Below are 17306 nucleotides of genomic sequence, written 5' to 3'. Positions count from 1 at the left end.
ACTGAATTTTGCTATCCTCTAAATAATATCGAGTAGATACTTTTCCGGGTTACTTTTGAGTTTAAAGATTATTATTGTTCATATCCATTCTTATGGAAAAACAAACATGACACTTGTCATACTCTAGGCGTGACGGGTGCTACTGCACAAGTGAAATTCTCTTCGATATAATAAGAATCATCAACTAGCGGAGGGAATTGCAATATGAGTAAAGAGAACTCGAAAATCTTGAGAAAACAAGTTGCCCCTTATGAAAAATCAAATACAAAAAAGAGTATATTTCAGCTTATAAATACGATCGGTCCTTTTGTTTTAATCTGGTACCTCGCGTATCAAAGCCTGTCTGTTTCTTATTTCTTGACGTTAGGACTCGCGGTTATCGGTGCAGGATTTATCACGCGGATCTTTATTATTTTTCATGACTGCTGCCACCACTCGTTCTTTAAAAATCGGAAATTGAACCGTGTTGTCGGAACAATTACCGGCGTTTTAACGTTTTTCCCGTACGATCAATGGGGTCACAGCCATAATGTGCATCACGCCACGAGCAGTAATTTAGACAAACGCGGCACAGGCGATATGTGGATGATGACAGTCGAAGAATATTATAATGCACCATTAAAAACGAGAATTGCGTACCGCTTATACCGAAATCCTTTCATCATGTTCGTGATTGGTCCAATTTGGGTGTTCCTCATTATGAATCGTTTTAACGTAAAAGGAGCCCGAAAGAAAGAACGCATGAATACGTATTTAACGAACATCTTGATTTTTGCTGGTGCGGCACTGCTTTGTTGGGCGATTGGCTGGCAATCGTTCCTGCTTGTACATGGTCCAATGTTCTGGATTGCGGGTTCAATCGGGGTATGGCTCTTTTATGTACAGCATACTTTTGAAGATTCTTACTTCGAAGAAGATGAAAACTGGAGCTATGTAAAAGCGGCGGTAGAAGGAAGTTCATTTTACAAACTACCGAAACCACTGCAATGGATCACTGGAAATATCGGTTTCCACCATGTGCATCATTTAAGCCCGAGAGTTCCAAACTATCAACTAGAAGCGGCGCATTATAACGCTGAGCCATTGCAAAATGTACCAACAATCACGCTCTGGACGAGTATTAAATCCGTGCAATTCCGTTTATGGGATGAGAAAAAAGACAAATTTGTCACGTTTAAAGAAGCAAAACAGCATGTAATGGAGCGACAATACCGCTCAGTATAATAGCAATTGACCGTGTTTCCGCTTTTTCGGAAGCATGGTTTTTTTGTGTTTCGTTTGTGTTAAAATGAGAAGGAAGAATATGTTTAAAGAAGGTAGAGTATGAAAAAAAGATGGACGATGTTCCAAAAAAGTTCGGGGCTTTCTCCGTACGTATGGATTATATTAAGCTTTTTGCCCTTTTATTTTATTTTCCAGTCCTCGTCGACGAAAGAAATTGTCGTTGGGATTACGCTGACCATTCTCTTTTTTATCAGCTATCGATTTGCTTTTTTGTCTAAAAACTGGACTGTGTATGTATGGATTTGTATTTTAGTTGGCATTTCCATCACGATGACAATCCTTTTTCAATTTATTTACTTCGCTTTTTATATTGCGTACTATAACGGCAATATGAGAAACCGTGCCGCGTTTATTACCTCGTATATCATTCATTTAGTCGGCACAACTTTTTCGATTAATTACAATCTCGTTTTACAGGATCCATTATTTATTCAGCAGCTCCCAATCATCGTCATCGTATTTATCAGTGTAATTTTGCTTCCTTTTAATCTATATAACCGGAAAAAGCAGGAGAAGCTTGAAGAGGAACTCAAGACGGCGAACAACCGTATTTCTGAATTGGTTAAACAAGAGGAGAGACAGCGAATTGCCCGGGATCTTCATGATACGCTTGGACAAAAACTATCTCTTATCGGTTTAAAGAGCGACTTGGCAAGGAAACTTATTGATAAAGATCAGGAGAAAGCAAAGGACGAGCTGATCGACGTGCAGCAAACCGCGCGAACAGCATTGAATGAAGTTCGTAATTTAGTATCATCGATGCGCGGCACTCGGTTAAATGAAGAAATAATTCTTGTCAATCAAATATTAAAAGCGGCACAAATCGAATATACTGGCGAGCAGGAGTTTAAGCTGTCCAACGTTTCTCTGTTCGTGGAAAATATTTTAAGCATGTGCATGAAAGAGGCAGTGACCAATGTAGTGAAGCATAGCCAGGCATTTTCCTGCCATATTACCATCGAGCAGTCAGAAGAAGGGATTCAAGTGACGGTGAAGGATGACGGGGTCGGAATTGACCGCCAGGATCTCGGAAAAGGGAGCGGGCTTCTTGGCATGAGAGAAAGGCTCGAATTTGTGAATGGGAGCCTGGATATTCAGTCAGGCAACGGCACGACAGTGATCATGAATTTGCCAAAAGACGTTAAACAGCGTGATGAGGAGGAATATGTATGATTCGAATAGTCATTGCGGAAGACCAGCGGATGCTGCTCGGTGCACTTGGTTCGCTTCTCAGTCTGGAAGAGGATATGGAAGTGATTGGGCAGGCTGCGAACGGGGAAGAAGCGATATCGCTCGTTCGCACCTTGCAGCCTGACGTATGTATTATGGACATTGAAATGCCGTTAAAAACGGGTCTCGATGCAGCGGAGGAATTAATGAACTGTGACTGCAAAGTTATTATTTTAACGACATTTGCCCGGACAGGTTATTTCCAGCGGGCGTTAAAAGCGAAAGTGAGCGGATACCTGTTAAAAGACAGTCCTAGTGAAGAGCTGGCTAGCTCCATCCGCAGTATTATGGCGGGCAGACGGGTATATGCCCCTGAATTAATGGATGACTTCTATAGTGAAGAGAATCCGCTCACTGTACGGGAAAAAGATGTGTTAGCGCTTGTGGCAGATGGAAAAAATACAAAAGAAATTGCAAATGAACTTAATATAAAAACCGGTACAGTCCGAAACTATATTTCCACTATTTTCGAGAAGCTGGAAGTAAAGAATAGAATCGAAGCCATTTCCCAGTCAAAAGAAAAGGGATGGTTTAAATAAATAACAAAAGCTGTCTGCGCGGCCGCAGGCGGTTTTTTTATTTTGCGAAACGTAATACCCCAAAACCAGGATATTTTGAAAATCAGATGAATGCATCACTGGTGAATACATATACATAATGGACAAGCATTATTTTAATACATACTGAAAAGGGGGCAAAAATGGATTTTTTTTAGGTATAGGTGTTGCAGTGGCCGGTTATTTTATTGGGGATGGACTGAAAAATTTTAAACATCCAAGTGATAAAAGTTTGCTGGATTATTTCAAAAAAAATGATCATCGTGAATTGATAAAAGAAAGTGACGTCCATCATGTGTTAGGAATAGCAAAAGAAGATGCAAGAAAATTAGTTCATGAATATCCGGATATTCCTCATTTAACGCTGAATGGGCGGGTGTATTTTCCAAAAACAAAATTGCGTCAATGGTTAAAAAAATAAATTGACATTTTTATAAACGTATCTTATGATTGATTCAAATAGTTGAATCGTCCTCCTAAAGGGGAGTAGCTTTTACAACAAAGTCGTCATTTCGGAGTTTATTCACTCTCGGCTTTGTTGGCAGCGTAATGTTGTTAGCGAGACCTTTACCTCGGGTAAAGGTCTTTATTTTTGAAAAAACCTTTACCGATACTGGTAAAGGTTTTTTATGTTTTTAATACAAATGCGAGGAATGGAGAACGAGAACTATATAAATTTTATATGTAAGCAGGAGGTGTGTTCAGTGATACTAAGAAAATATTTGTCACTGTTAGGAATAGGATCCGCGAGGGTAGATCTTATTTTACCTAAGGAAACGTATAAGCCTGGTGAACAAATTAAAGGACATTTCTTAATCGAAGGAGGAACGATTGAACAGCGTATTAAACGGATTGAATGCGACTTAGTCCTGATTGACGAGACAGCCGGTACAGAAAAAGTGGTTGATTCAACTACCATTTTAACATCAAAGATGATTCTCTCAGAAGAAATGAATCATATACCGTTTACATTTAGGCTGCCGAAATCTGTTCCGGCTTTTATGAAAGAAAAATCTTACCGATTTAACACAAAGCTCACGTTTGAAAAAGGAATTGAAAGCAAGGATCAGGATATTATCCAAATTGTTTCGTAATTGTACATAGGTACAGTAAAAAAGGAGGATTTGAAATGGAGTTAACGATTTTATTAGAATACGCTTGGGTGCTGCTGCTTTTAATAGCGTTAGAAGGTCTTTTAGCAGCTGATAATGCACTCGTTTTAGCGATTATGGTGAAGCACCTGCCAGAAGAAGAACGTAAGAAAGCATTATTTTATGGACTAGCTGGGGCATTTGTTTTCCGTTTTGCATCATTGTTTGCGATTTCGTTCCTAGTTAACGTATGGCAGGTACAAGCGATTGGGGCTCTTTATCTTCTGTTTATTGCCATCAATCACATTGTTAGAAAACTTCTGATTCATAAAGGAAGAGAAAAAAATCAAGAAGCAGAAGAAAAGAAGAAATCAGGATTTTGGGGAACAGTTCTCAAAATTGAACTGGCTGATATTGCTTTTGCGGTTGACTCTATTTTGGCGGCTGTCGTATTAGCGGTTACGCTTCCAGAAACAAACCTGCCGAAAATCGGTGGTATGGACGGCGGACATTTTCTCGTCATTTTTGCTGGCGGTATGATCGGATTAATTATCATGCGCTTTGCTGCTCATTTCTTTGTAAGACTGCTTCAAAAGAAACCTGGTCTCGAAATTGCGGCATTTTTAATCGTTGGATGGGTAGGAGTCAAATTAGCAGTCTTTACGTTATCACATCCGGAGGTTTCATTATTGCCTTACGGATTTGCAAAATCACCTGAGTGGAAAATCACGTTCTATGCTGTTCTCATCCTCATTGCTTTAGGAGGGTGGTTCTTGTCAAAAGAGAAGAATGAACTCCCTTCTAAAGAAGAATCAGAAGACCGTAGTTGAATACGAAAATCGATAAAAGGAATCAACTGATCAACAGTTGTTCCTTTTTCCTTTATTTAAGAATTATAGGACTGTCACCAGCAATAAACTCTTGCATATAATGCTTTGTTAAGAATAAATGTAAGTGAGGTGTGCGGTGTGAAGCGAGCGGTGACGGAGTATGTTTGTGTATTGAAAGAGTTTTTGCCTAAAGGAGCGGAGGTTTTAGAACTGCAGTATCCAGAAAAACGTCCTGCGATTTTACTTGCTGACCTGGACGGTGATCAGCTTATGGAATTAGTGGGGGTTTATAAAGAACACGGAGAAATTTATTTTGTTATTTTAAAAAATTATCATAATGTATGGTATCAGGTGGCTCATACGAAAGGAAAAGGGTATAACATTACTGATTTATTGGCGGCCCCAATTGTAGACAGTAAAATCAATACTCTGCTCATCGGCTGGCAAATTGCAGGCATCTGGTCGGAGCTTGAAATGCTGCAATGGACACCAAAAGGATTTCAGCATGTGACGCCAAATAAAAAGATCTATAGCAAATTGGAAGTGGAAGATATGAATCCCGGTCCGGATAAAGAGGGGAAATGTGAGATTGCCCTCTGGACCCATGACACGGGTAATGCTTATCAAGTAGATGTTTTACGCTGGGAAACAAATGAGTTTATTGAAGCAACTGACGTATATCCTTACTATTTTGAGAAAGTAGCTGATTATTACCGGACATTACTCCAAGAGATGGATTCACCTGTATATTGGTACTATTTAGCTGATGCGCAAATAAAAGCCGGATTAGTAGAACAGGCAATCACAACACTTCATAAGGCGCTTTCTTCATCCACTCCTTACCCATCTAAAGAAAAACTGCTTGAGATGAAGCGCCATCTGCAGGCAGAACATAATACTGTCGTTGATGTAAAGCGCGGTGACGTCACCGGAGATGCGGCCATTGATACCGTCTATCTTACAGCGGATAAAACACCCGACACCCCTTTCTTGCAAAATATTACCCTTGTGATCCGGAATGGCCGAACCAATCAGTATGAAAAAATTCACCTAAAAGAAAATGCAGGATATAACCCGACCATTTTTCTTGGCGATTTTACCGGCAAAAAGGCGGAGGATATTTTAATTGTTATAAATACAGGCGGGAGCGGGGGGATTATTAATGCGTATGTGTTTTCATTCATGAACGGGAAGTTTCATCAAATTTTTGATTCAGCATTATTTAATGAGAAATACAAGTATGATGTGGCATACAAAAATTATTGGAAAGCAGATGTGACAAGCTTTCACCAAAAAAAGAAGTATTCACTTGACCTGCATTATAAAGGGGAACAATATTTAGCGGAAATATATGAGGATGGTATCCTCAAAGAGCCAATCAAAGGATGGGTTGCCCCCCTGTCAGGTGTCTATCCAGTTGATTTTGAAAGGGACGGTATATACGAACTTCACACGTTTCAAAACATTGCCGGCAAATACAGTGCAGATAGACTTGGCTACATGGAAAATGTATTAAAATGGAACGGAAAAGAATTTGCGTCTGACCGGCAAAGTGTGGCGATTTTTGGGGAGGATATCCATTCTGTATAAAAATTATGCACACCATATGAAATTAAACGTTTAGAAGAAGAAACTTTGTGATAAACAAAAAGAAATGATCCCGGGATATTTGAAAAAGGAGATGGCACATTGTCAAACGCTAAATTTAAACTTTATTATGTAAATGGTGAAAATGAGGAATTGGAATCTCAATATGAATGCAATGATGAAGCAAGAAGCTTTTTGTCGAAAAGACTGGACAGCAATCGCACATGGATTTATTTATGCCGAAAACATATTAATTTAAAAAATGTCGTTCATATAGAAGTAATCGGAGAGAAATAATTTTGGAAGGGAGCCCTGTCTTTATTGACAGTGCTCTTTTTATTCTTCTTTCGTTAGTGCCGATAGATCCTGTTTTTTTCCGATCACAATTAAAATATCTCCTTTATGAATAGTTTGGGTAGAGGAGGGAGAGATAAGAATATCCCCATGACTCATGACAGCAATTACACTCACATTGTAATTTGCTCGGATATCAAGTTCCCGCAGACTTTTTCCCACCATGTTTTCAGGAATGTTTATTTCTTCTATACTGTATTCTTTGGAGAGTTCAATAAAATTAATAACGTTCGGTGACAGCAGCTGATGAGCGACTCGTTCACCCATATCTTTATCAGGATAAACGATCCAATCAGCTCCTACTTTCTCTAACACTTGTCCATGCTGTTCATTTAGTGCCTTTGCAATGACCTTTTTAATTCCTATTTCTTTTAATAGCAATACCGTCAAGATACTTGCCTGCATATTGCTGCCAATTGCCACAATAACGCAATCAACGTTACGAATCCCCAGCGATTTTAATGTGGCTTTTACAGTCGTATCCGCCACGGCTCCATGTGTAATAAATAATTCAGCATCTTCCACTTGTTTTTCTTCAATATCAATCCCCATGACTTCCTGGCCAGCATCATATAATTGTTTCGCTACACTCGATCCAAACCGGCCCATTCCAATCACTGCATACTGTTGTCTAGTCATTCTGTTTGCCGCCCTCCTTACCCAATCATCATTTTTCCTTTCGGATAACGGAACGTATTCGCTTCTTGTTTTGTCGCAATCGCATACGCAATCGTCAGCGGTCCCACTCTCCCTGCAAACATGGCAATGATAACAAGAATTCTGCCAATGGGGGATAAATCAGGGGTCAGCCCCATGGACAACCCTACATTAGAGGAAGCAGAAACAGCTTCAAATAATATCATTAAAAAATCTTGGTTGTTTTCCGTAATTGTCAGCAGCATGGTCAAGACGACAGCGAGAAACAGTCCACTTACTGTCACGGTCAGGGCTTTATAAATGGTGTTAAACGGGATACATTGCCGAAAGAAAACAACATCCTCTTTTCCTTTAATTTGTGACCATACAGCACCTAGTAACGTAGCGAATGTCGTTGTTTTAATCCCGCCGCCAGCAGAACCCGGAGAAGCTCCGATGAACATAAGGAACATTATGAGGAACAAAGACGACTGTGTTAAGTCTGCCATATTCAAAGTGCTGGAACCCGCCGATCTTGGCGCGACAGATTGAAATAGTGCTGCTAACAATTTACCGTCGTGTGATAACGTCTGCAGCGTTTTAGGGTTCCCAAACTCCAACAATAATATCAGAATCGTTCCACCAAAGGTTAAAACGAAACTTGTTGCTAACACTACTTTGGTATGTAACGATACCCGGCGGGTTATTCTGTACTCGTAAAGTTCATTCAAGACTATAAAACCGATGCCCCCTAAAGTGATAAGGGCACAAACTGTCAGGGTCATAATAGAATCGTCTACGTAATGTGTTAAACTTTTGAATTCCCCCGTTAAATCGAAACCGGCATTGTTAAAATTAGAAATAGAATGAAAAATGCCGAAAAAGATTGCTTTTCCTGTTGGGATGTCGGCTGCAAAACGAAAGGATAAGATGATCGCTCCAATTATTTCAATAAGGACTGTAAAGAAAATGATTCTTTTTGATAATTTGACAATTCCTTCTATGGATGAGCTATTCATGGATTCACGAAGAACTAATCGTTCTTTTAAAGAAATTCTTTTTCCTAATAAAACAGCAAAAAAAGTGGCAAATGTCATAAATCCTAATCCGCCTATCTGGATAAGCGATAAAATAACCAATATCCCGAACGTCGAAAAGGTGCTTCCTGTGTCAACGACAACAAGACCATTTACACAAGCAGCAGATGTCGCTGTAAACAGGGCATTTAAAAATGAAAGTCCGTCCCCATTGATCGTGGCATAAGGAAGAGTTAACAGAAATGTTCCAATCAAAATAATTGTTAAAAATCCGAGGACAAGAACTTTTGGGGGATCTAAAAACTCTCTCAATTTTTTCATTTTTCTCTTCCTAACTGTTGGATAATGGAATGCTTAATGGACATTAGCAAAAAAGGTTTAAGTGATTTTATAGTGCCCTGATCGCGGATGACCATTCATGATGGGAAAACAAAAAAGGAGCCAGCGGCTCCTTTTTTATTTATTCTATATCTTTTTTTACCTCTGTAATCGGGTAATGCAATACAAAGTCAATCCGTTCAATTAAACGAGGATGAGAGCCTAGGAGGAGATGAATGATATCCGGCTCGTAACCGGTCGTTTTAGAGTCTTCTGTGAGCTTTTGAAAACTCGAGATGGCAGCTTCTTTATCACCGGTAATGTTTAGAGCATATTCATCAGCTTGGATTTCCATATATCTTGAATGTAAATTCTCCAAAGGCGATATAGGGAAACTGACAATTGCCACTGACAGCAGCAAAAGTGGTAGAGCAGCGAAATCATGGGCATCCGTGACACCAATACGTGAACCGAATTTCCTGATGAGAAAGTAGTAAACATGATACGTACCGAATGCAACAAAGAATGTGATGATCACACTTAAGAAAAGACCGTGGTATATATGTTTTAACTTATAATGACCGATTTCATGTGCCATGACAAAACGAATTTCTTCTGTCGTTAATTTTTCAAGCGCTGTATCTCCTAATACAATCTGCATATTGGAGCCGATCCCTGTAACATACGCGTTCATCTGGTTCGATTGTTTAGACATATTCATCTCTAAAATCTTTGCATCCGGTATTCCGGCTTCCTCTGCAAGCTGTTCGATTTCAGCCCGAATCTGTTTGTCTTCAAGCGGTTTATATTCATTAAATAGTGGATCGATGATTTGTGGGAATAAAAACATCATAAAAAGGGTAATTGGCAGGGATAATCCCCACATACTAATCCACCATTTTTTTGGCTGTTTTCTAATGAGCCAGAACGCCCCGAACAACAGCGGGGTCATAATGACAAAATCTACTCCGAGCCCTATAAGAAAATCTTTTGTCCAAGAGAGGACGCTTTGATCGGTCAAATCATACTGATGGCCAAGGCGGTAAAAGAATATGTCCAACGGAAGGTAAATCGCTGTTAACACAAGAGAAACTGCGAAATAGTAATAAGAGAATTGCCAAAAGGAACGTTTAGCAATTTTTTTTGCGTGATGACGAACTCGTTTTGAAAACGTAAGAATGGCAATCAATACAATCACATCAAGCGGTATTTGAAGGAAGTAAGTAAAATAACTAATTAAATCCAGCTGATGGGATTCCTCGATTTGATTTTCCGTTAAAAAGGTTTTGGGGTCAGCTTCTGTTCCATTATACTCATCCGGTATGTCACCCGGTGTAAGGCTGAACAAATATGTACTAATGCCCCCTGCGTAAACCAAATATAGTAAGAAAAAGAAAGTATAAAGCTTTTTCATTGACCATGTTTTTTTCATAGACCGTTCATCACTCCACTAGTTGAAATTTTACACTGGAAAAATATTTCCAGGACAAGAACTTTTGGAACAGGTAAAAAGGCTGATTAAACCTTCACCATTGCAACTGGAAATTTAACAAATACAAGAGCTACTTCATTTTTATTCTTTATATCACTTGTTTATGAAAAGCAGTTTGAGGAAATTTTTAATCCGATTAATATATTAGTTATCAAGTCTTTCTATAACAACATTTTTTTAGGTATAAATTGAAAATGTGACAAAATTGTAGAATATTGTAGAAAATTGTTGATATTTGGTGAAGCATTGATATACTCGTCTTTATACGTGTAGGGTACTTTTGTACTAATACTAAATGATTATTAGGAGCGTGACGATGAACGATAAATTTTTATTGTTTGATATAAAAAAAAGCATGTATGGGATGGGCATACAAAACGTAGTTTCAATCGAGAAGGTGACAGAAGCTTCTCCTTTTCCTAATATGCCTGAGTATGTTGTTGGCATGGTGCAGATTAGAGGGCAAATTATCGTAGTGATTGATATGTCTTCATTGCTTTATAACAATTCCAGCCAAATAGACAATGATACCCGTTTTATTCTCGTTGAAAGAAATGAAACCGTGATTGCCTTAATGGTGGAGAGAGCAAATGAAATTATTAATATAGAGGAGAATGAAATAAAACCGGTTCATTCAATTGAGACTGGCACGGAGACTTTTATTATAGGGGCTGCTTTAGAAGAAAATCGGATCATCACGATCCTTGATATTGAAAAACTGTTAACATCTCTGCAAGATATTGACGCAATTAGAAGAGAAATAGCTGAACAAAACAATGAATACATAAACGAAAAATGAGGTGTCGATTTTGAAATGGTTTTATAACTTGAGAACGTCAGTGAAATTAATTTCTGCGTTTGTTTTAATGGCAACTGTATTAGGATTTGTCGGATTCTTTGGTTTGAATAATATGAGTAAAATTAATACGGAACTAGACTTTATGTATAAAGAGAGAGTCATTCCGATTGACTATATTTCTAGTTCACAAGTGTTGTATCAACAAATGAGAGTGAATATCCGGGATATGAATTTTACCGCGGATACTCCAGGCAAAAAAGCTGAGCTGGAGCAAAGTATTGATGAGTTAAGAAAAGAAGTAGATAAAGAGATTGATAATTATAAAAGTACGTACGTAATTAAAGAAGAACAAGAATTACTGGACAGGTTTGAACCTGCATGGCATGAGTACAATCAATTGATGGATCAGGCGATTCAATACGCTCATGACGACAATGATGAAGCCTATAACAGACTTGCTCCTGAATTTAGGGAAACAGGAGATGAAGTGGAAGGCGTTTTGCAGGAGTTAATTGACTACAATTCAGAACTGGCAAAAAAATCAAGTGAAGACGCAAATGCATTATTTAAAAGTTCCCAAACGATTACGATTATCGTTATTATTGTTTCATTAATTCTTAGTATCGGAATGGGCTACTTTATTGCACAAGTCATTTCACGCCCATTAAATCGAGTTGTAGGAGTAGTTGGTAAAGTGTCTTCCGGTGATTTAACGGAAACAATGGAGATTGATACAAAAGACGAAATCGGACAGCTGGCAAAATCAGTCGATAACATGGTATTAAGTTTAAGAACGACAGTAGGAGAAATCCTGGGTTCGGCTGAAAATGTATCAGCAGCGGCTCAAGAAATTTCTGCCTCTACTGAAGAAATTGCTAACGGAAGTACAAGCCAGGCGAATGAAGCGCAGGTCATGAATGAGTTATTCCGTGAATTATCGACGGCGATTAATTCAGTGGCTGCAACTGCGGAACAAACGTCTGAGTTAACAAATGAAACAATGGGTATAGCCAAACACGGAGGCAACGTAATTAGCTCCTCGATAGAAAGTATGAATCTGGTAAATGAACAAATGTCTTTACTCGAAAAAGATTCAAATAAAATTGGTGAAATCATTTCAGTCATTGATGATATCTCCAGCCAGACGAATCTTCTTGCCTTAAATGCAACGATTGAAGCAGCGCGTGCTGGCGAACAAGGGCGTGGATTTGCGGTCGTTGCAGATGAAGTGCGCAAATTAGCTGAACGAAGCGGTGAAGCGACAAAAGAAATTACGGATATTATTAATGGAATGCAGCAAAATACACAGCAAAGCGTAAAAGCAGTCGCAGAAGGGGTTGTCACCTCTGTACAAACCGGAGAAGCGTTTGAAAATATCTTGAATATGGTCAACCAATCAGCAGCGAGAGTGACAGAAATTGCGGCAGCAAGTGAAGAGCAAGCTGCACAAACAGCTGAAGTACTGAATTCAATCGAAAGCATTTCAGCTGCTACAGAAGAAGCGGCAGCGGGCAGTGAACAAACAGCGAGTACAGCTCAATCTCTTGCCAATCTTGCAGAAGGCCTGAATCAATCTGTGGCCATTTTCAAACTTAAATAAACCCGTATACTAAAAAGGCTGGCTACAATTTTGTAGCCAGCCTTTCATTTTTATTACGGTCATGGAAAGTCTTAATAAATGATTTTATTATATTTTTCTGATAAAATATACAATATTTGAAAGAAACTATTTTTTATTATAAAAGTATAAATTGTCGATCTTTTGACAATGCTTTGATGTATTTATATGAAGAAGGAGGAAGAGGGCAAGGAAGATGAAGTTCTTTGCATATATACTTGGTCTGTTGGCAGCAGTCGTGTTAGGTGTGTGTATTTGGATTTATTATCCACAATATCAAATTAACCAAATGAAAAAAGAATCTGTGTCCGATTCGCCTGCATGGGCAAGTGAACATGAAGTTACATATATGGAGTATTATCGATCGATTGATAAACCAACCATTCAGCATCTGGCAATTGGTGATTCTATTATAAAAGGCTATGGTGCAAACCCGAATGAGAATCTGGTCGAGTCTTTTTCTGTAGAACTTGAAGAGGACATAAAAAAAGACGTTTTTTATCAGAACGAGGGAATTAACGAGATGACAAGCTCCGAATTAAACGAATTAGTTCAACAAGGAACATATGATGAACAGATTAAAACGGCAGATATTATCACCATAAATATTGGCGGCAATGACATACTGCGTCTCGGATTTGAGAAGGGTTTTTATGAAGCAATTCGTTCGTTTGATACACTTCAGAAGACTTTTGACAATAACTTATCGAGCATTACGAATCGGATTAAAACACTCAATCCGGATGCGACACTACTTTTACTGGAGCTATACAACCCATTAGAACAAAATAATGAATTTTATGATGTAGCTGATAAAGTGCTGCCTAAATGGAATTTAAAACTTTATCAACTTGCATCGAAATTGGATAACGCAGTTGTCATTGAAACGACGGCTGTCATTAATAGCGAGAAACCGCAGAATCTTGCTTATGACGGTGTACATCCGAATGCACTGGGGTATAATGCGATTTCAGAACAGATGCTGATTCAATTTAGAAAGGATACGAGAGAACCGGAGGAACAGCCGTAAACACCTTCAACACGTTTAATGTGATTTTGCGCTATTTTTTCGACATATTTATCTTTTCCCCTTTCACTTTTATTATGTCTTCCGATAAATGAAAGTGATGAAGACATTATGAATAGTAAAGACGCATACTTATTTGGCAGGCTCTACAACTATGTCCGTGGTTTTCTGAATTTCATATATCTTTCCTTAATAGGAGGAGTTAAAGTGATGAAACTGTTTAAAGGTGAAAAAGTTGATTTAACAAAGCAATCCCCTGCATTGACATCGATTCGTCTTGGTCTTGGATGGAACATAAGCGGGGAATCGTTAGCGCGTTTTGATTTAGACGCTGTCGCTTTACTAGTAGACGAAGCCGGGCTTGTCCTTTCGCATGAACATATCGTGTTTTACAATCAATTAACCGCTGCAAATGGGGCGGTGGTTTTATCAAACGATAACCAAACTGGTGCCGGAACAGGCGATGATGAGGAAATATTCATTCAATTATCACATATGCCTCCTGCTGTCGATAAAGTGGTGGTGGCGATTTTTGTGCATGAAGGGGAAGAGCGTGGCCATTCTTTCGGTCAAGTAAATGAACCGTTTGTGCGCGTTGTAAATGACGCTACAAAAAAAGAAATGTACCGATATAAGCTGGGATTGGACTTTTCCGACGAAAAGGCGCTGATCGTTGGTGAAGTGTGCCGAAAGGGAAGCGGATGGACATTTGAGGTATCCGGCAAAGGAGTTGGCGGCGGTCTTGCATCCCTGTGCCAGAAATTCGGGATGAACGAACTGCCTGCCTCCTTTTTTAAGAAAAAGAAAACGATGACCAAATTGTCACCGCTGCACTCGAAAAAACCACTTTTTTAAGAGTGGTTTTTTAAGTATGCTCAGTTGCTTCTTTTCTATTTTTTGAGTACGGTTAATTCAGAGATATATAAGCAGTACTACAAAGATGGCAATGTATCCAATGTGTTAAGGCGGTTTGTCGTCGTGTTTGATAAAAGGAGGACGGAATGTGACAAGTGTTTATGAATTTAAAGTGAAGAAACCGAATGGAGAGATAATCTCATTAAAAGAGTATGAAGGTAAGCCTTTGGTCATTGTCAACACAGCAAGCAAATGCGGGTTAACACCCCAGTTTGAAGGACTGCAGTCTTTATATGAAAAATATAAGGATGACGGATTAGTGGTACTTGGGTTTCCATGCGATCAGTTTAATAATCAAGAATTTGATGATATCGATAAAACAACGGAATTTTGCCGCTTGAATTACGGTGTTTCATTTCCGATGTTTGCGAAAATAGATGTAAATGGCGACAATGCAGATCCACTTTATAAACATTTGACAACAGAGAAAAAAGGGATATTGTCAAAAAAAATCAAGTGGAATTTTACGAAGTTCTTGGTGGATCGAAGCGGGCAGGTTGTCGAACGGTATGCACCGACTACTGCTCCTGAAAAAATAGAAGAAGAATTGAAGAACATATTAATATGACTGTATTTAGTGATTAAATGCAAATACTTTTCTACTCCAAGCTCCGGGCGTAAATGCCGACGGAGTTTTTTCGTTGTCATGACAGCGCTGCCACCTGAATACATTAATGCAGGAAAGGATGATGTGTATGTGTGGAATAACCGGCTGGGTAGATTTTAAACGAGATTTGACGAATGAACAAGAAATGGCAGAAAGCATGGCGGCCACCCTAAAAAAGCGCGGCCCTGATGACTTCCGCGTGTGGACTTCTCGTCATGCTGCTTTCGGTCATACTCGTCTTGTTGTCGTGGATCCGGCAGGAGGCGCTCAGCCGATGACCCGGGAACAATACACGATTGTCTACAATGGTGAGCTGTATAACACAGAAGAAATTAGGAAAGAGCTTCTAAGAAAAGGATACGCGTTTCAGGGACATTCCGATACAGAAGTGTTATTAAAGGCGTTTATTGAATGGCAGGACCAATGTGTCGATTATTTAAACGGTATTTTTGCTTTCGCTGTATGGAATGAAACGAAACAAGAGCTGTTTATGGCCAGGGATCGGTTAGGGGTAAAGCCGCTTTTTTTTAAAGAATCGAATGAGTCCTTATTATTTGGCTCGGAGTTAAAATCAATACTCGCGCATCGGGATATAAAAGTGGAAGTTGATCGTACGGGATTGATGGAAATCTTTGCGCTCGGTCCGGGGAGAACACCGGGACACGGTGTATTTAAAGATTTGAAAGAATTGCGGGCTGCTCATGCGCTAACGTATAACGAAAACGGATTGAAAATTTGGAGGTACTGGAATGTAAAAAGCGATAAACATGTCCATTCCCTTAATGAAACAGCAGAGCACGTTCGTTATTTGCTTAAAGATGCCGTAGAACGTCAGCTGACGGCAGATGTGCCGGTTTGCACATTTTTGTCGGGAGGGGTTGATTCGAGTGCAATCAGCGCATTTGCGGCACATTATTTTCAAGAACACGGGAGAGGTCCACTCTATACGTATTCAATTGAATACGAAGAAAACAGCCGTTTTTTTCAAAAAAATTTGTTTCAGCCAGGAGAAGATCGTCCGTGGATAGACAAAATGCAAAAATATACGGGATCCATCCACCATACATCAATCATTGGTCAAAGCGAGCTTGCTGAAAAATTAAAAGAAGCGATGATTGCCCGGGATTTGCCAGGAATGGCGGATATTGATTCCTCATTACTGTGGTTTTGTGAGGAAATTAAGCGCGATTTCACTGTTGGTTTATCGGGTGAATGTGCCGACGAAATTTTTGGCGGGTACCCGTGGTTTCATCGGGAAGAATTATTAACTGGGAATGCGTTTCCTTGGATGAAGTCGCTGCCAGAAAAGAAAAGGGTGTTGAACGAAAAATGGCGAAAAGTCCTGCCACTGGAGGAATATGTGCATGACCGGTACAATGAGATGGTTTCCGAAACACCAAAAATGGATGGTGAGAACGGAATTGAACGGAAGCGCAGAGAGATGTTTTATGTAAATATGGTGTCGTTTATGGCGGCTCTTCTTGAGCGGAAAGATCGAATGAGTATGGGAGCCGGGCTTGAAGTGCGGGTGCCATTTGCGGATCATCGTCTTGTTGAGTATGTTTGGAATATTCCGTGGGAGATGAAAATGGCAGATGGACGAGAAAAAGGAATTTTACGAAAAGCACTTGAAGGGGTATTGCCTGGCGAAGTATTGTACCGGAAGAAAAGTCCGTATCCGAAAACGCATCATCCAGACTACACAGCGGAAGTAAGCAAAATGCTTGGTGATATTCTGAGAAAGGACTCGCCATTGCTTGAATTTTTCTCACACGCAGCCTTGAAGGAACTTGTTGATTCTGGCGGCTCTTCGTTTCGAGCACCATGGTTTGGCCAGCTCATGACGGGTCCCCAGTTAATAGCATATTTTGTTCAGTTGAATATGTGGTTTGAAGAATATAATGTAAGATTTTGTGACAAGTAA

At 39.4% G+C, this 17306-nt stretch carries 17 protein-coding genes; 14 read left to right on the top strand and 3 right to left on the bottom strand.

What is annotated here, in order from left to right:
* Positions 1-204: 204 nt before the first annotated feature.
* The 8 genes from BTO28_RS08455 to BTO28_RS08420 all read left to right on the top strand — a co-directional run bounded on the left by BTO28_RS08455 (position 205) and on the right by BTO28_RS08420 (position 6876).
* Positions 205-1224, top strand: a complete 1020-nt coding sequence (locus tag BTO28_RS08455; RefSeq protein WP_076765235.1) for a fatty acid desaturase — start codon at positions 205-207, stop codon at positions 1222-1224.
* A gap of 99 nt (positions 1225-1323) precedes the next feature.
* Positions 1324-2457: a sensor histidine kinase gene (locus tag BTO28_RS08450; protein ID WP_076765233.1), complete on the top strand. Its 1134-nt coding sequence runs from the start codon at positions 1324-1326 to the stop codon at positions 2455-2457.
* A complete protein-coding gene (locus BTO28_RS08445; protein ID WP_076765231.1) occupies positions 2454-3053 on the top strand; it encodes a response regulator transcription factor in 600 nt (199 codons plus the stop codon). Before BTO28_RS08450 ends, BTO28_RS08445 begins: the two co-directional genes overlap by 4 nt.
* Positions 3054-3243: 190 nt before the next feature.
* Entirely contained in the window at positions 3244-3492 is a 249-nt protein-coding gene (locus BTO28_RS08440; RefSeq protein WP_233129851.1) for a DNA-binding protein, read from the top strand.
* Between the two features lie 283 nt (positions 3493-3775).
* Positions 3776-4165, top strand: a complete 390-nt coding sequence (locus BTO28_RS08435) for a sporulation protein (RefSeq protein ID WP_076765227.1) — start codon at positions 3776-3778, stop codon at positions 4163-4165.
* Between the two features lie 35 nt (positions 4166-4200).
* Positions 4201-4992: a TerC family protein gene (locus BTO28_RS08430; protein ID WP_076765225.1), complete on the top strand. Its 792-nt coding sequence runs from the start codon at positions 4201-4203 to the stop codon at positions 4990-4992.
* 150 nt (positions 4993-5142) lie between these two features.
* Positions 5143-6582, top strand: a complete 1440-nt coding sequence (locus BTO28_RS17455) for a hypothetical protein (protein ID WP_233129850.1) — start codon at positions 5143-5145, stop codon at positions 6580-6582.
* Positions 6583-6681: 99 nt separating this feature from the next.
* Positions 6682-6876 (top strand): hypothetical protein, encoded by a 195-nt coding sequence (locus BTO28_RS08420; protein WP_076765223.1) that lies wholly within the window; start codon positions 6682-6684, stop codon positions 6874-6876.
* A 39-nt stretch (positions 6877-6915) separates the two neighbouring features.
* Here BTO28_RS08420 and BTO28_RS08415 read toward each other — a convergent pair whose 3' ends face one another.
* The 3 genes from BTO28_RS08415 to BTO28_RS08405 all read right to left on the bottom strand — a co-directional run bounded on the left by BTO28_RS08415 (position 6916) and on the right by BTO28_RS08405 (position 10356).
* Complete coding sequence (locus tag BTO28_RS08415; protein ID WP_076765221.1) at positions 6916-7572, bottom strand: potassium channel family protein; 657 nt, start codon at positions 7570-7572, stop codon at positions 6916-6918.
* A gap of 17 nt (positions 7573-7589) precedes the next feature.
* On the bottom strand, positions 7590-8927 hold the full coding sequence (locus tag BTO28_RS08410) for a TrkH family potassium uptake protein (protein ID WP_076765219.1): 1338 nt from the start codon (positions 8925-8927) through the stop codon (positions 7590-7592).
* A gap of 139 nt (positions 8928-9066) precedes the next feature.
* Positions 9067-10356: a M48 family metallopeptidase gene (locus BTO28_RS08405; RefSeq protein WP_083711421.1), complete on the bottom strand. Its 1290-nt coding sequence runs from the start codon at positions 10354-10356 to the stop codon at positions 9067-9069.
* A 376-nt stretch (positions 10357-10732) separates the two neighbouring features.
* On the opposite strand from BTO28_RS08405, the gene BTO28_RS08400 reads away from it, so the two are divergent.
* The 6 genes from BTO28_RS08400 to asnB all read left to right on the top strand — a co-directional run bounded on the left by BTO28_RS08400 (position 10733) and on the right by asnB (position 17306).
* Positions 10733-11215, top strand: coding sequence for a chemotaxis protein CheW (locus BTO28_RS08400; protein WP_076765217.1), 483 nt, complete (start codon positions 10733-10735; stop codon positions 11213-11215).
* 1 nt (position 11216) lies between these two features.
* Entirely contained in the window at positions 11217-12815 is a 1599-nt protein-coding gene (locus tag BTO28_RS08395) for a methyl-accepting chemotaxis protein (RefSeq protein ID WP_332888717.1), read from the top strand.
* Positions 12816-13029: 214 nt separating this feature from the next.
* The gene (locus BTO28_RS08390; RefSeq protein WP_076765213.1) at positions 13030-13863 is read left to right on the top strand and encodes a GDSL-type esterase/lipase family protein; all 834 of its coding nucleotides are present in this window, start codon (positions 13030-13032) and stop codon (positions 13861-13863) included.
* A 207-nt stretch (positions 13864-14070) separates the two neighbouring features.
* Positions 14071-14715: a TerD family protein gene (locus tag BTO28_RS08385; protein ID WP_076765210.1), complete on the top strand. Its 645-nt coding sequence runs from the start codon at positions 14071-14073 to the stop codon at positions 14713-14715.
* Positions 14716-14863: 148 nt separating this feature from the next.
* The gene (locus BTO28_RS08380; RefSeq protein ID WP_076765208.1) at positions 14864-15343 is read left to right on the top strand and encodes a glutathione peroxidase; all 480 of its coding nucleotides are present in this window, start codon (positions 14864-14866) and stop codon (positions 15341-15343) included.
* 127 nt (positions 15344-15470) lie between these two features.
* Positions 15471-17306: an asparagine synthase (glutamine-hydrolyzing) gene (asnB, locus tag BTO28_RS08375; RefSeq protein ID WP_076765206.1), complete on the top strand. Its 1836-nt coding sequence runs from the start codon at positions 15471-15473 to the stop codon at positions 17304-17306.

Origin of the sequence: Domibacillus epiphyticus, from assembly GCF_001975785.1 — a bacterium.
GTDB classification, from domain to species: Bacteria; Bacillota; Bacilli; order Bacillales; family Domibacillaceae; genus Domibacillus; species Domibacillus epiphyticus.
Note: the sequence above shows the minus strand (reverse complement) of the source record. Positions and strands in the feature narration are given on the sequence as shown.

Excerpts from the sequence above, each read along its gene's own strand:
- BTO28_RS08455 (WP_076765235.1), top strand. The coding sequence starts at position 205 with ATGAGTAAAGAGAACTCGAAAATCTTGAGAAAACAAGTTGCCCCTTAT.
- BTO28_RS08450 (WP_076765233.1), top strand. The coding sequence starts at position 1,324 with ATGAAAAAAAGATGGACGATGTTCCAAAAAAGTTCGGGGCTTTCTCCG.
- BTO28_RS08445 (WP_076765231.1), top strand. The coding sequence starts at position 2,454 with ATGATTCGAATAGTCATTGCGGAAGACCAGCGGATGCTGCTCGGTGCA.
- BTO28_RS08430 (WP_076765225.1), top strand. The coding sequence starts at position 4,201 with ATGGAGTTAACGATTTTATTAGAATACGCTTGGGTGCTGCTGCTTTTA.
- BTO28_RS08415 (WP_076765221.1), bottom strand. The coding sequence starts at position 7,572 with ATGACTAGACAACAGTATGCAGTGATTGGAATGGGCCGGTTTGGATCG.
- BTO28_RS08410 (WP_076765219.1), bottom strand. The coding sequence starts at position 8,927 with ATGAAAAAATTGAGAGAGTTTTTAGATCCCCCAAAAGTTCTTGTCCTC.
- BTO28_RS08405 (WP_083711421.1), bottom strand. The coding sequence starts at position 10,356 with ATGAAAAAAACATGGTCAATGAAAAAGCTTTATACTTTCTTTTTCTTA.
- BTO28_RS08400 (WP_076765217.1), top strand. The coding sequence starts at position 10,733 with ATGAACGATAAATTTTTATTGTTTGATATAAAAAAAAGCATGTATGGG.
- BTO28_RS08390 (WP_076765213.1), top strand. The coding sequence starts at position 13,030 with ATGAAGTTCTTTGCATATATACTTGGTCTGTTGGCAGCAGTCGTGTTA.
- BTO28_RS08385 (WP_076765210.1), top strand. The coding sequence starts at position 14,071 with ATGAAACTGTTTAAAGGTGAAAAAGTTGATTTAACAAAGCAATCCCCT.
- asnB (WP_076765206.1), top strand. The coding sequence starts at position 15,471 with ATGTGTGGAATAACCGGCTGGGTAGATTTTAAACGAGATTTGACGAAT.